General features: G+C 29.2%; 15 protein-coding genes. 1 reads left to right on the forward strand and 14 read right to left on the reverse strand.

Going from position 1 to position 13,690, the window contains the following annotated elements; genetic code table 11:
• Positions 1 to 123: 123 nt before the first annotated feature.
• The 4 genes from codY to GPX08_RS01760 all read right to left on the reverse strand — a co-directional run bounded on the left by codY (position 124) and on the right by GPX08_RS01760 (position 5,799).
• Complete coding sequence (gene codY / locus GPX08_RS01745; RefSeq protein WP_156624778.1) at positions 124 to 900, reverse strand: GTP-sensing pleiotropic transcriptional regulator CodY; 777 nt, start codon at positions 898 to 900, stop codon at positions 124 to 126.
• A gap of 199 nt (positions 901 to 1,099) precedes the next feature.
• Entirely contained in the window at positions 1,100 to 3,190 is a 2,091-nt protein-coding gene (gene topA, locus GPX08_RS01750; RefSeq protein ID WP_156624780.1) for a type I DNA topoisomerase, read from the reverse strand.
• 48 nt (positions 3,191 to 3,238) lie between these two features.
• On the reverse strand, positions 3,239 to 4,276 hold the full coding sequence (gene dprA, locus GPX08_RS01755; protein ID WP_156624782.1) for a DNA-protecting protein DprA: 1,038 nt from the start codon (positions 4,274 to 4,276) through the stop codon (positions 3,239 to 3,241).
• Positions 4,276 to 5,799, reverse strand: coding sequence for a YifB family Mg chelatase-like AAA ATPase (locus GPX08_RS01760; protein WP_156624783.1), 1,524 nt, complete (start codon positions 5,797 to 5,799; stop codon positions 4,276 to 4,278). The genes dprA and GPX08_RS01760 overlap by 1 nt, the downstream gene beginning before the upstream one ends.
• Positions 5,800 to 5,914: 115 nt before the next feature.
• On the opposite strand from GPX08_RS01760, the gene GPX08_RS01765 reads away from it, so the two are divergent.
• Positions 5,915 to 6,286 (forward strand): YraN family protein, encoded by a 372-nt coding sequence (locus GPX08_RS01765; RefSeq protein ID WP_156624785.1) that lies wholly within the window; start codon positions 5,915 to 5,917, stop codon positions 6,284 to 6,286.
• Positions 6,287 to 6,292: 6 nt separating this feature from the next.
• On the opposite strand, the gene GPX08_RS01770 is transcribed toward GPX08_RS01765, so the two are convergent.
• The 10 genes from GPX08_RS01770 to ftsY all read right to left on the reverse strand — a co-directional run bounded on the left by GPX08_RS01770 (position 6,293) and on the right by ftsY (position 13,674).
• Positions 6,293 to 7,105 (reverse strand): ribonuclease HII, encoded by an 813-nt coding sequence (locus GPX08_RS01770; RefSeq protein ID WP_156624787.1) that lies wholly within the window; start codon positions 7,103 to 7,105, stop codon positions 6,293 to 6,295.
• Between the two features lies 1 nt (position 7,106).
• Complete coding sequence (ylqF, locus tag GPX08_RS01775; RefSeq protein WP_156624789.1) at positions 7,107 to 7,970, reverse strand: ribosome biogenesis GTPase YlqF; 864 nt, start codon at positions 7,968 to 7,970, stop codon at positions 7,107 to 7,109.
• Between the two features lie 260 nt (positions 7,971 to 8,230).
• Positions 8,231 to 8,581, reverse strand: coding sequence for a 50S ribosomal protein L19 (rplS, locus tag GPX08_RS01780; protein WP_156624792.1), 351 nt, complete (start codon positions 8,579 to 8,581; stop codon positions 8,231 to 8,233).
• 112 nt (positions 8,582 to 8,693) lie between these two features.
• A complete protein-coding gene (gene trmD / locus GPX08_RS01785; RefSeq protein WP_156624794.1) occupies positions 8,694 to 9,407 on the reverse strand; it encodes a tRNA (guanosine(37)-N1)-methyltransferase TrmD in 714 nt (237 codons plus the stop codon).
• Positions 9,397 to 9,894, reverse strand: coding sequence for a 16S rRNA processing protein RimM (rimM, locus tag GPX08_RS01790; protein ID WP_156624797.1), 498 nt, complete (start codon positions 9,892 to 9,894; stop codon positions 9,397 to 9,399). Before rimM ends, trmD begins: the two co-directional genes overlap by 11 nt.
• Before the next feature lie 342 nt (positions 9,895 to 10,236).
• Positions 10,237 to 10,476: a KH domain-containing protein gene (locus tag GPX08_RS01795; protein ID WP_156624799.1), complete on the reverse strand. Its 240-nt coding sequence runs from the start codon at positions 10,474 to 10,476 to the stop codon at positions 10,237 to 10,239.
• 45 nt (positions 10,477 to 10,521) lie between these two features.
• Complete coding sequence (gene rpsP, locus GPX08_RS01800) at positions 10,522 to 10,767, reverse strand: 30S ribosomal protein S16 (protein WP_066893821.1); 246 nt, start codon at positions 10,765 to 10,767, stop codon at positions 10,522 to 10,524.
• Positions 10,768 to 10,801: 34 nt separating this feature from the next.
• On the reverse strand, positions 10,802 to 12,154 hold the full coding sequence (locus tag GPX08_RS01805; RefSeq protein WP_156624801.1) for a signal recognition particle protein: 1,353 nt from the start codon (positions 12,152 to 12,154) through the stop codon (positions 10,802 to 10,804).
• A 19-nt stretch (positions 12,155 to 12,173) separates the two neighbouring features.
• Entirely contained in the window at positions 12,174 to 12,503 is a 330-nt protein-coding gene (locus GPX08_RS01810) for a putative DNA-binding protein (RefSeq protein ID WP_156624803.1), read from the reverse strand.
• Between the two features lie 256 nt (positions 12,504 to 12,759).
• Entirely contained in the window at positions 12,760 to 13,674 is a 915-nt protein-coding gene (gene ftsY, locus GPX08_RS01815) for a signal recognition particle-docking protein FtsY (RefSeq protein WP_156625008.1), read from the reverse strand.
• Positions 13,675 to 13,690: the final 16 nt, after the last annotated feature.

Genomic DNA, 13,690 nt, shown 5'->3' on the forward strand with positions numbered 1-13,690 from the left:
GTTAGTATAACATAAGCTAATTATAGTAGCAACATTTTTTTCTTCCAAAAAATCAATAAATCTTTTTAATTTTTATATACAAAAGGCATTAAAGTTTATTTGAACCTTAATGCCTTTCTTATGTTAATTGATCTTTTTTAATTCATCTAATAACTTTTCATTTAAAATTTTAATATGTGTACCCTTCATCCCAAGTGATCTTGATTCAATGACTCCTGCACTTTCAAATTTTCTAAGGGCATTTACTATTACACTTCTAGTAATTCCAACTTTATCAGCAATCTTTGAAGCTACTAATAAACCTTCATTACCATCAAGCTCACCAAAAATATGTTCAACAGCTTCTAATTCAGAATAAGATAGAGTTCCTATAGCTAATTGTACTACAGCTTTCTTTCTAGCTTCTTCTTCTATTTCTACTTGCTTAGATCTTAAAATCTCTAATCCAACTATCGTTGCGCTATATTCAGCAAGAACTAAATCTTCGTCTGTAAAGTTTTCTCCAAATCTAGCAAGTATTAAAGTTCCAAGTCTTTCTCTATTACCTATAATAGGTACTATTGTAGTTATTTTATCTTCCATTATGCATTTTTCTTCACCTTCAAAAACACATAATCCTTGATTTGATAAGTTAGCCATGCTTTCATGCACATTTAATAATCTCTCATTGTAATCTTTCGGAAATCTCTTTTCATCAGTTACTTGTTTCTTCATTACATCACATTCAAAATTTTTAGAAAATGCGTAACCAAGTACTTTCCCCTTCCTGCTTGTTACATATACATTACAAGCCAAAACATCGCTTAATAGTAAGCATATATCTTCAAAGGCTACTGGATCAGTACCTGATTTTTGCAGTATTTTGTTTAACATTCTAGTTTTTTCTAATAATGATGGCATTAAATCTTCCTCCTATAAAATAAGTAATTAAATTTTTAGAAAATTTAAAATTATATAAATTTTCCAAAAATATTCTCATTACTTATTTATACTATCATAGGAACTTTTTATTTTCAACAAATTTCTTAGCATTTTCGACATTACTTCAGAAAAAATATTTATTTTATGAGATTATTAAATTGTAATGCTTTTCTATAATTTATTCCTCATTCTTTTCCTTTGTGATATTAACGGTTTTGTTACATTCAGCATTTGAGCATTGAGCATATGATCCTTTAGTTTTACTATATTTTAAAACCATATAAGAATTACAATCTGGACATTTATCTTTTAAAGGTTCATTCCAACTTACAAAATCACAGTTTGGATAATTGCTACATCCAAAGAATTTCTTACCTTTTTTACTCTTCTTAGCTAAAAGCTTCCCGCCACACTTTGGACATGGTGCATCTATTTCTTCAACTATAGGCTTTGCATTTTTACACTCTGGATATCCTGGACAAGCAAGGAATTTACCATATCTTCCTCTTTTGATAACCATCATTCTTCCACACTTATCGCAAGGAACATCACTAACTTCATCTTCTATTACTACTTTAGATACTTCTTTTTCAGCTTTTTCTATAGCAACTTTTAATGGTTCAAAGAATTCTCCAACAACCTTTTTCCATTCTTCTTGACCTTCTTCAACGTGGTCTAAATTCTTTTCCATTTCAGCTGTAAAATCTACATCTACTATTTGTTTAAAGTATTCACCTAGTATATTATTCACTATAAAGCCTAGCTCTGTTGGTACTAAGTTCTTCTTTTCTCTTCTAATATAATCCCTACTTAAAATAGTGCTTATAGTAGGTACATAGGTACTAGGTCTACCTATTCCCTTTTCTTCTAATAACTTAACAAAAGATGCTTCAGTATATCTAGCTGGAGGTTGAGTAAAGTGTTGATTCCCTTCTATAGAAACATTCTCTAAAACTTCCTCTTCTGTAAGCTTTGGTAATCTAACATCTTCACTATCTTCTTCTGTTGCATAGTCATAAAGCTTCATAAATCCATCAAATTTAATATTTGATCCGCTTGCTTTTAACTTATAATCACCATTCTTAATTTCTACATTTATAGTATTTAATTCACAAGAAGCCATTTGACTTGCCATAAATCTATTCCAAATTAATGAATATAATTTAAATTGCTCTGCAGTTAAATTTTTCTTTGCAATTTCTGGAGTTATTTCAATTATTGAAGGTCTTATAGCTTCATGAGCATCTTGAATATTTTTCTTTCCTTTATATATTCTTGGTTTTGTAGGTGCATACTCATTACCAAAATTATCATTTATAAATTCTAAAGCTTTATTTTGAGCTTCATTTGATATTCTTACAGAGTCAGTTCTCATGTAAGTAATTAACCCTACTGTTCCGTAGCCTTTTACTTCAACACCTTCATATAGTACTTGAGCAATAGACATGGTTCTTTTAGTCATAAAATTTAATTTCTTTGATGCTTCTTGCTGTAATGTACTAGTTGTAAATGGAGGTAATGGATTTTTTACTCTACTTCCATTCTTAACTTTACTTACAATGAATTTATTATTTTCTAATTCTTTTATTATTTTATTACTTTCATCTTCAGTATTAATTTCAATCTTCTTACCTTTATATTGTGTTAACTTAATAGGAAACTTTTTTCTTTCTTTAGTTGCAACACAATCTACAGACCAGTATTCCTTAGGAATAAATTTCTTAATTTCCTCTTCTTTATCACAAATTAATTTCAGTGCGGCAGATTGTACTCTTCCAGCACTTAGACCCCATTTTACATTTTTCCATAGTATAGGGCTTATTTCATATCCAACTAGTCTATCTAGTATTCTTCTAGCTTGCTGAGCATCTACTAAATTATTATTTATAGTCCTTGCTTCTTTAATAGAATTTTTTACAGCATTTTTAGTTATTTCATTAAATACTATTCTACATTTATTATCTTCAGATATATTTAAAATTTTAGCTAAATGCCAAGATATAGCTTCTCCCTCACGGTCAGGGTCAGTTGCAAGATAAATTTTATCTGCTTTTTTAGCAGCCTTTTTTAACTTGGCTAATAGTTCTCCCTTTCCTCTGATAGTTATATATTTAGGATCGAAATTCCCCTCAACATCAACACCTAACTTACTTTTTGGCAAATCCCTAACATGCCCCATAGAAGCCTCTACTATATAATTTTTACCAAGATACTTTCCGATAGTCTTAGCCTTTGCAGGTGATTCTACAATTACAAGATTTTGTCCCATATGTCAAACTCCATTTATTTTTTTGGAGTTTACACCCCCTTTAATTTTTTATATTGATTTAGCATAATAATTGCCCGGAAGGCAAATAATCTCATTTCTATTTTGCATTTCAAATAATAACTCAAATAGCACCCTTCTGTCAACATTTACAGATTTTATAATATCATCTAGATGCTTCGGTTCACTATTTATTTCACGAAGTAGCAGCTCTTTATAACTATTTTTTACTATTTTATCTTCATTCTTTTTATTTATATTTAAAAATTCGTATAAATCCTGCATTTCTGTAAATGGTTTTGCTCCATCTCTAATTAATTTATTACATCCAGCACTATTTCCATTGATAACTGGTCCAGGTATAGCCATTATATCTCTTCCAAGCTCAAGAGCAAAGTCTACAGTAATAAGACTTCCACTTTTATCACTTGCTTCTATTATAATTAGTCTTTCACTAATACCACTAATAATTCTATTCCTTCTTGGAAAATTAAAAGCTAAAGGTGGAACTTTAGGCAAGTATTCAGAAAGAATCAGACCTCCTTTATTTAATATTTCAGAATATAGATATTTATTAGACCTTGGATAAATTACATCTATGCCACATCCTAGTACTCCTATAGTCTTACCTTTATAATCTATGGCATTTTTCTGAGCAATTGAATCAATACCTGCTGCCAGCCCACTAACTACTGTAATGTTATTTTCACTTATTTCTTTTGCTATTCTTTTTGCCACTTCAGAACCATAACCACTACATTTTCTAGCTCCTACTATAGCTACTAACTTACCCTTTAATAAATCTATATTTCCTTTATAGAATAAACAATAAGGTGGATCGTTTCCTTCTAATAAACTTTTTGGATATTCCTTGTGATTTATAGTAATGTATCTTATTCCATTATTTATTAGGTCGTACCAAAACTTCTCTATGCTCTCATCTGTAACTTCATCAATTTTATTAATCAATTCTTTTATACTACGCTTATTTAACCTTATATTTTTTTCATCTTTATAATATTCAATAAGCTTCCTCTTCTTATCGTTAGATAGTTTTAATAATATAAACCATAACTCATCTTTATTCATTATATTATTTCTCCTTCGATATTCTTTCTATAACCTAAAGCTTCAAATATATGATGGTCATTTATCTCTATAGAATTGTCTAAATCCGCAATTGTTCTAGAAACTTTTAAAATTTTATCATATCCTCTTTTAGTTAAGTCATATTTCACATAAAACATACCAAGTATATCTTTAGCAGAAGAAGAAATCTTAAAAAGTTTATCTATATCTTTTCCCTTTACCTCAGAATTATAAGTATATATTGTATCCTTATATCTACACTTTTGAATTTCTAAAGCCCTTAATACATTTTCCTTAATATATTTAGAATTTATATTATCTTTCTTCTTATTAATATCTTCATATTTTAATTTCGGAACATAATTTAGTAAATCAATCCTATCTAGAAAAGCTCTAGATAACCTATTTGTATATTTTTTTCTCTCTGAATCACTGCATCTACATCTATTATCATAGCCACCATCTAAATAATTACCACATGGACAAGGATTGCAAGCTGCTATTAGTAAGAAGTTCGATGGCAGCTTATAACTACCACTTAATCTATTTATATTTATTATCTTTTCTTCAAGAGGCTCTCTTAAAACTTCTATTACTTCTCTTTTAAATTCTAGTATCTCATCTAAAAATAATACTCCATTATGAGCTAAAGTTATTTCTCCAGCTTTTACTTCTTTCCCCCCACCTAATAACGCTGTTCTAGTTATTGTATGATGCGGCGTTCTAAAAGGTCTTAGTATTCCTTCCTCACCTCTAAATAACCCTGAGGCACTATATATTTTAGCTATTTCTATTTCTTCATTATAAGTAAGAGGTGGCATAATTGAAGGCATCGCCTTTGCAAGCATTGTTTTCCCTGCTCCAGGCGAACCAAATAATAGTACATTGTGATTACCTGCTGCTGATATTTCCATTGCTCTCTTCGAAGTTTTTTGCCCTATTATATCACCATAATCTAGATAAAAATCGATTTTCTTATTATCCTCTTCTTCAAAATCAAATGGCAATAAATCTTCATTATTAATGAAAGAAGTTACTTCCACTAAACTTTTAAAAGGATAGAAATTCCCTATATTGAAAGCCCTTAATTCCTTTAGATTATTCATAGGAAATATATAATTATTTTTCTTATTTTCTTTTCCTTCAAATATTATAGGTAATATTCCCTTAATTTCTTTTAAATCTCCAGCTAAAGATAATTCTCCAAAAAGTATAAAATCTTTTAAATCTTTATTCGCTATTTGATTAGATTTCATAAGTATTCCTATAGCAATTGGTAAATCTAATAGTGATCCTATTTTTCTTATATCCGCTGGAGCTAGATTTATGGTAATCCTACCTAAAGGAAATTCATATCCACTATTTATTATTGCAGATCTAACCCTCTCCCTAGACTCTTTAACCGATGCATCTGGAAGTCCTACAATATTAAAACTCGGCATGCCTCTATTAATATCTACTTCTACATTCACAAGCATTCCATCTAACCCATTATGAGTAGCACTTATTATCTCTATTGACACATTCATCACCTCTATATGGATTATTGCCAAGAAATTTTAATTATTAAACATAAAATTGATTTTTTATAATAGCTTTAGTCAATATTATAAATAAATTTATTTTAAGGGTGATAAAATGAACAGTTTTAATAAAGATATAGGAAATTATGGAGAGGACTTGGCTCTGAAATATCTACAAAAAAATGACTACGAAATTATCTCAAGAAATTTTAGAAATAGATATGGAGAAATTGATTTAATTTGCAAATCTAATGATTTATTAGTTTTTATCGAAGTAAAAAGTAGGTTCAGCTATCAATATGGAAATCCATTAGAAGCTGTAACCTACTTTAAGCAAAAACAAATATTAAAATTATGTAAGTTCTACATTATGAAAAATAAGTTATATAATTTTAATTGTAGATTTGATGTTATAGAAGTTTATTTTAATAATAATCATAATCTCTATTCTATAAATCATATTATAGACGCATTTCGCGGATATTAAAAATGACTATAAAATATTTTTTAAAAATGACATTCTATGTATCTTAGAAGGTCCATATTTTTTTAATCCTTCAATGTGTTTTGAAGTTCCATAACCAGCATTTTCTTCAAAGCTATAGTAAGGATATTCCTTCGAATATTCTTTCATTAAATTATCTCTATAAACTTTTGCTAATATCGATGCAGCAGCTATAGAAGCGGATTTTGCATCACCTTTAATAACTGATTTATTCTCTATATTAATACCTTTAACTAAATATCCATCTGATAGTACAAGGTCAGGCTGTATTTCCATAGAAGTACATGCTTCTAAAAATATACTATTATTACAATAAGCAATACCTTCTTCATCTATTTCTATATTAGACTTTTCTGCTATATAGTAAGCTAAAGCCTTACTTTTAATTTCTTTAGCTAATTCTTCTCTCTTCTTCTCAGAGAGCTTCTTTGAATCATTTAACCAAATAATTAACTCATCATCAATTACATTTAAATCTAAAACTACAGCACAAGCCACAATTGGTCCAGCAAGGGGTCCTCTTCCTACTTCATCAACACCGGCAACATATTTATAATTTCCAAACCCTTTATCAAACTTATACATATTCTTAACTCTAGCGTATTCTTTTTTAAATTTTTCTTTTTCTTTTTCTAACTTTACACTTAAGGCTTTAACATTTTTTCTTGAATCTAGTGCTAATTTATCTATTAAATAAACAAGTTCTGCATTATTTCTTTCTTCATTAATATTTATTGAATCAACAAAAGCTTTAATATCCTTATAGCTTAATTCTTCAATATTCTTTTTTAACAATTCCATATTAACCCTCAATTTCTTCATTTGGATATTCCAATGAAATATTACCTATCTTGCCACCTCTAAATTCATCTAATAAAATTACTGCAATTCTGTTATAATCTATTTCTCCGCCTTTAACTAAACATCCTCTTTTTCTTGCAATGCTATTTAATGTTTCAAGAGGATCTTCATTTACTTCTTGGATTTTATATCTTTCAATAAGATTATCTTTATAACGTTCTTGTAATCTTTTTACTAAATTATAAGAAAGCTCTTCAATATCCATTATTTCATCCTTAATTGCACCTGTGAATGCTAGGTTAAGAGCTGTTATATCATCTTCAAATTTTGGCCATAATACTCCAGGTGTATCTAACATTTCTATGTCCATTTTAGTTTTGATCCATTGCTTACTCTTCGTAACACCCGGTCTATCCCCTGTCTTAGCTATATTATTTTTAGCCATCTTATTTATAAATGTAGATTTTCCTACATTAGGGATACCCACTACCATAACTCTCATTTGAATTTTAACTAAACCTTTAGATTTTAATCTATCATGTTTTTCCTTTAATAAAGCTTCTAATTTAGGCTTAATTTGATTTAATCCTTTTCCAGTCAGACAATTTACTTCTAATACTTTAACATTTTCTGAAGATAAATGATTAATCCACATTTTCGTAACTTTATTTTCTGATAAATCACTTTTGTTCAGAAGTATTATTCTAGGTTTTCCTTCACAAAGCTTATCTATATCTGGGTTTGCTGAGCTTCTTGCTATTCTTGCATCTCTTATCTCAATAACTGCATCAACAAGCTTTAAGTTTTCTTTGATTTCTCTTTGAGTTTTTTTCATATGACCAGGAAACCAATTTATTTTACCCATTTTTATTTCCTCCTCTATGTCTTTATTATTATTATATCAAAATTTACATATATAAATCTTAGTTATTTTAAACAAAAAATTAGAGATATGTATGTTTACTTATGCTGTCACCTTTCTCCAAGTCAACACAATCTTACATATGCCAACTTGAAAACTAAAGGAAGTAAATCATAAAAAGTTTATTTGGAGATAACTTTTTATGATTTACTAAATAAAAAAGAAAAAGGGACTTAAAAAAGTCCCTTACTTAATCATTAGAATTATCTAACGTTTAATTCTTTAACTTTAGCAGCCTTACCTACTCTATCTCTTAAGTAGAATAACTTAGCTCTTCTAACTTTACCTTTTCTTACTACTTCCATCTTATCGATGATTGGAGAATTCATTGGGAAAGTTCTTTCTACTCCAGTTCCGTAAGCAACTCTTCTTACAGTGAAAGTTTCTCTTAATCCACCGTTTTGCTTCTTAATAACTGTTCCTTCGAACATTTGAACTCTTTCTCTAGTTCCTTCTTTGATCTTAACATATACTTTAACAGTATCTCCAACGTTAAAGTTTGGTAGATCGTTTCTTAATTGTTCTGCTTCAATAGCTCTTATTATTTCGTTCATTGTGTAGTCCCTCCTTAATTATTTATTAGACGTTCTTAACAAAATTTTGACAGAGGACCGCCCGTACTAACACAAAGGTAATTTTAACATAATTATTTTTATTGTTCAAGATTTATTTGTATTTTTCTAATATTTTTTTATCTTCTTTACTTAGTGTAATTTTACTATATAAATCTGGTCTCTTTTCTCTAGTAATATTAAGAGATTTAGCCCTTCTCCACTTTCTTATATTTTCATGATGTCCTGAAAGTAGTACTTCCGGAACTTTATCACCTTCGAATTCTTCTGGTCTTGTATATTGAGGATATTCAAGAACACCTTCTGAAAAAGACTCATCTTCATAGCTTTCATCTTTTCCTAAGACTCCACTTTTAAGTCTTAGTATAGAATCTATAACTGGAATTGCAGCCATTTCTCCTCCAGTTAATATAAAATCTCCTAAGGATATTTCCTCATCTATGTATTTATATACTCTTTCATCAATTCCTTCATAATGCCCACAAACGAATATTAATTCATCTTCAGTTGAAAGATTTTTAGCCATTTCTTGATTAAAAGTTTTTCCCCTTGGACCTAAGAATATTACTTTTCCCTTATTTTCTTTTCTAGTATTTCTTATAGAATCTACTAAAGGCTGAGGTGCCATAACCATTCCAGCACCACCACCATAAGGATAGTCATCTACTTTTTTATGTTTATTTTTAGTAAAATCTCTTATATTTATAGCCTCTATTTTCACTATACCTTTATCCTTAGCTTTACCTATAATACTATGATTAAATATATCAAACATCTCTGGAAATAAAGTAAGAATATTAATCTTCATCTTGCCATTCTCCCACAGGCTTAATAGTAATTTTTCTATTCTCTACATCTATATCTGTTACTATTTCTAAAAGTACAGGAATTAAAAGTTCTTTAGGTTTTTTGATCCAATAAACATCATTGTTTTTAGTTTGTATTACATCAAAAACCTTACCTAAGTCCTTACCATCTGTATCATAAACATTACATCCTATTATATCAGCAATATAATAACTATCTTCTTCTAAAGGAACTGCATATTCTCTTGGAATCTCCATATATTTATTTTTATATGTTTCAGCTTCTTCGATTGAATTAATTCCTTCAACCTTAACTATTACTCTATCCTTTTGATATTTAACACCTTGTATTTTTCTTTCTATTCCATCTATAAGAACAAATTCTAAATCGTTATATCTTTTAGGATCATCAGTTAATGGAATTACTTTAACTTCGCCCTTTAATCCATGAGTATTAACTATTTTACCAACTCTTAGTATATCCTTCATTTTTCACCTCTTAAAACTTTTTAGGTTCTTAATCTCCCCTAAGTATTTTATATAATAATATTTCTAATATTTCCATAGATCTATGTTTCAATAAATAATTTACATCTTTAAGTCTTATAAAATTTTAAGTTAAAAATCATTTTAATGTAAACTACATCAGTTGAAATCATCTATCTTTTAATTTTTATATAAGTTATCAAGATAATTCCATATCCTAAATATTTTTAACATGAACTAACTTAATAAGATATAAAAACTTAATTACAACTTATATATTATATAGATATATTAGAAGTATTACAATTTTTTAATAAATTATGTTTAAAAAGAGTTAGGAATATCCTAACTCTTCTTATCAATAATTTCAACTACTACTTTTTTGTCTTCTTTCATTGCTGCTGCTTTAACAACGGTTCTAATAGCTTTCGCTATTCTCCCCTGTTTACCAATTACTTTTCCCATATCTGCAGGAGCAACCTTTAGTTCCAGAATAATTGATTGCTCTCCATGTATTTCAGTCACATAAACTTCATTTGGATTATCCACAAGGGACTTAGCTATACTTTCAATTAATTCCTTCATAAACACCTGTAATTATGTATAATTACAGAGTTCACCTCCTAAAAATTACTTATTTAATCCTGCTTGAGTAAATAGTCTCTTAACTACATCTGTAGGTTGAGCTCCATTTTGAACCCATTTAGTAGCTTTTTCTTCGTTGATTTTGATTTCAGCTGGTTCAGTTAAAGGATTGTAGTATCCTATTTCTTCGATGAATCTTCCATCTCTTGGTGCTCTTGAATCAGCAACAACTATTCTATAGAAAGGAGCTTTCTTAGCACCCATTCTTCTTAATCTGATCTTTACTGCCATGTCTTTTTCACCTCCTTTAAAAAATTATCTTATATTAACTCATAAATGGCATTTTGCCAAAGAATCCTTTTTTAGATTTCTTTTGAAGAGATTTCATTTGTTTCATTTGTTTCCTCATGACATCAAATCCCTTAATGAGTTTGTTAACTTCTTGAAGTGAAGTTCCTGAACCTTTTGCAATTCTCTTTTTTCTTGAAGAAGAGCCTGCAATAAGTTTTGGATTTCTTCTTTCTTTAGGTGTCATTGAGAAGATTATTGCCTTAACTCTTGATAACTGTTTTTCACCAGCATCAAAATCTATGTCCTTCATTTCCTTAGGAAGTCCAGGTATCATCTCCATAATCTTGCTTAATGAGCCTAATTTTTTCATTTGTTCCATTGCTGTTAAATAATCTTCATATGTAAAATCATTTTCTAGCATTTTTGTACTTAATTCTTGTGCTTCTTTATCATCAAAGGCTTGCTGAGCTTTTTCTATTAAAGACAGTACATCTCCCATCCCTAAAATTCTTGAAGCCATTCTATCTGGATAGAATACTTCAAAATCGCTCATTTTTTCACCAACACCAATATATTTAATAGGTTTTTCAGTAATATGCCTAATTGATAATGCAGCCCCACCTCTAGTATCACCATCTAGCTTAGTTAATATCACACCAGATACATCTAATGTGCTATTAAAACTTTCTGCTACATTTACTGCATCTTGACCTGTCATAGAGTCTACAACAAGTAAGATTTCTTGAGGTTTTACTTCAGCTTTTATAGATTTTAATTCATCCATAAGACCTTCATCTATATGAAGTCTACCAGCTGTATCTATAATTATTACATTATTTCCATTTTCCCTTGCATGAGCTATTCCAGCCTTTGCTATATCAACTGGACTTACTTTATCACCCATTTGGAAAACTGGAATATCAATTTGCTTTCCAACTACCTCTAATTGTTTTATAGCTGCAGGTCTATATATATCGCAAGCTACAAGTAGAGGTTTCTTATTTTGCTTTCTAAGATGTAGTGCAAGCTTTCCACTCATAGTAGTCTTACCAGCCCCTTGTAGACCAACCATCATTATAACTGTTGGACCTACAGAGTTAAAGTTTAATTTACTTTCACTACCACCCATAAGTTCAGTAAGTTCATCGTTAACTATTTTAATAACTTGTTGTGCTGGAGTTAAGCTTTCTAAAACATCATTACCAACACATTTTTCGCTTACTTTTAAAATAAACTGTTTAACTACTTTAAAGTTAACATCTGCTTCTAATAAAGCTAGCTTTACTTCCCTCATAGCTTCTTTAATATCTTTTTCAGTTAGCTTCCCCTTACCTCTAAGTTTCTTAAAAGCTTCCTGCAATTTGTCGGATAAACCTTCAAAAGCCATATTAAACCCTCCTATGATTCTATAACTCTTCCAATATATTTTTATACTTATTATAATCTTCTTTAGTTATTGAATATTTTTCTTTTATTTCATTTAGAAGATTAATTATTGTTTCTTCTTGCTTAAAACTTTTCTTAAGCAAGCTAAGCTTCTCTTCATAGGATAGAAATTGTTTATAACATCTCTTAATTAAATCATGGATAGCTTGACGACTTGTGTTATTTAATTCAGCAATTTCAGCTAAGGATAAATCCTCATTATAATAAAGCTCCATAATTTTATACTGTTTTTCTGTTAATAATGGCCCATATAAATCCATTAATAATGAAATCTCGACCCTATCTTCCATTTCATCACCTTACCCACAAAAGAGATTTTAGCAAAACAATTTCTTGCTGTCAAGTACTTTTACTTAACACCCTATAAAAAAATTGAAAATGAAGAATTAAGAATGAAAAATTGAGGAAATAAATAGGCTAAAGCTTATTAAAAAAACTTTACTTTTATTCAGAAATTTAGCTAATAGCTAAATTCCATCATTAATTTTTCATTTTTCATTTTCCATTCTTAATTTTTTCATTTCTTCATTCTTTCATTTTTTCATCCTAGAACAGTGCTTCTGCAAAGCTTTCTGCATCAAATTCCTGAAGGTCTTCTATTCCTTCCCCTACTCCTATGTATCTTACAGGAATATTTAAAGAATTCTTTATAGATATAACTACTCCACCCTTAGCAGTACCATCTAACTTAGTTAAGATAATACCGTCTATAGGACATGCCTCCATAAATTGTTTTGCTTGGATTACAGCATTTTGTCCAGTAGTAGCATCTAAGACTAATAATGTTTCCTTTGCTACTCCGTTGAATTCTCTATCTATTATTCTTCCTATTTTAGATAGTTCATCCATAAGATTTTTCTTATTATGAAGTCTTCCTGCAGTGTCACAAATTAATAAATCAACATTTCTTGATTTAGCAGCATTAACTGCATCAAATACTACTGCTGCTGGATCTGATCCTTCACTATGTTTAATTAAATCCACTCCAGCTCTTTGACTCCATACTTCAAGTTGGTCAATAGCAGCTGCTCTAAATGTATCTGCTGCTGCAAGTAAAACCTTCTTTCCTTCAGCTTTATTTTTAGCAGCTAGTTTTCCTATTGAAGTAGTTTTACCTACTCCATTTACACCTATAACTAATAATACTTTCTTACCACTTTCTTCTTCTGATACTTCCTCAGTACCTTCAAGTAACATATCACTTATTACTTCCTTTAAAGCAGGGTACACTAAACTCGGATCATTAATTTTTTCTTTTCTAATTTTCGCTTTTAATCTATCAATTATTTCTAAAGTAGTATCCATTCCTATATCGGACATAACTAGTATTTCTTCAAGCTCTTCATATAAATCTTCATCTATTGTAATTGCTAACTTTAAAGTTTCATTAATTTTATCTGTTAATGCGTCTTTTGTCTTTGATAAACCTGATTTTAAATTGTCAAATATCTTGCCAAATATAGCCATAATAAGCCTC

It is taken from the genome of Clostridium tertium (assembly GCF_902652255.1).
GTDB classification, from domain to species: Bacteria; Bacillota; Clostridia; order Clostridiales; family Clostridiaceae; genus Clostridium; species Clostridium tertium_A.

Bases quoted from the DNA above. Each gene is read 5' to 3' on its own strand.
- codY (WP_156624778.1), bottom strand. From the start codon at position 900: ATGCCATCATTATTAGAAAAAACTAGAATGTTAAACAAAATACTGCAA.
- topA (WP_156624780.1), bottom strand. From the start codon at position 3,190: ATGGGACAAAATCTTGTAATTGTAGAATCACCTGCAAAGGCTAAGACT.
- dprA (WP_156624782.1), bottom strand. From the start codon at position 4,276: ATGAATAAAGATGAGTTATGGTTTATATTATTAAAACTATCTAACGAT.
- GPX08_RS01765 (WP_156624785.1), top strand. From the start codon at position 5,915: ATGAACAGTTTTAATAAAGATATAGGAAATTATGGAGAGGACTTGGCT.
- GPX08_RS01770 (WP_156624787.1), bottom strand. From the start codon at position 7,105: ATGGAATTGTTAAAAAAGAATATTGAAGAATTAAGCTATAAGGATATT.
- ylqF (WP_156624789.1), bottom strand. From the start codon at position 7,970: ATGGGTAAAATAAATTGGTTTCCTGGTCATATGAAAAAAACTCAAAGA.
- rplS (WP_156624792.1), bottom strand. From the start codon at position 8,581: ATGAACGAAATAATAAGAGCTATTGAAGCAGAACAATTAAGAAACGAT.
- trmD (WP_156624794.1), bottom strand. From the start codon at position 9,407: ATGAAGATTAATATTCTTACTTTATTTCCAGAGATGTTTGATATATTT.
- rimM (WP_156624797.1), bottom strand. From the start codon at position 9,894: ATGAAGGATATACTAAGAGTTGGTAAAATAGTTAATACTCATGGATTA.
- GPX08_RS01795 (WP_156624799.1), bottom strand. From the start codon at position 10,476: ATGAAGGAATTAATTGAAAGTATAGCTAAGTCCCTTGTGGATAATCCA.
- rpsP (WP_066893821.1), bottom strand. From the start codon at position 10,767: ATGGCAGTAAAGATCAGATTAAGAAGAATGGGTGCTAAGAAAGCTCCT.
- GPX08_RS01805 (WP_156624801.1), bottom strand. From the start codon at position 12,154: ATGGCTTTTGAAGGTTTATCCGACAAATTGCAGGAAGCTTTTAAGAAA.
- GPX08_RS01810 (WP_156624803.1), bottom strand. From the start codon at position 12,503: ATGGAAGATAGGGTCGAGATTTCATTATTAATGGATTTATATGGGCCA.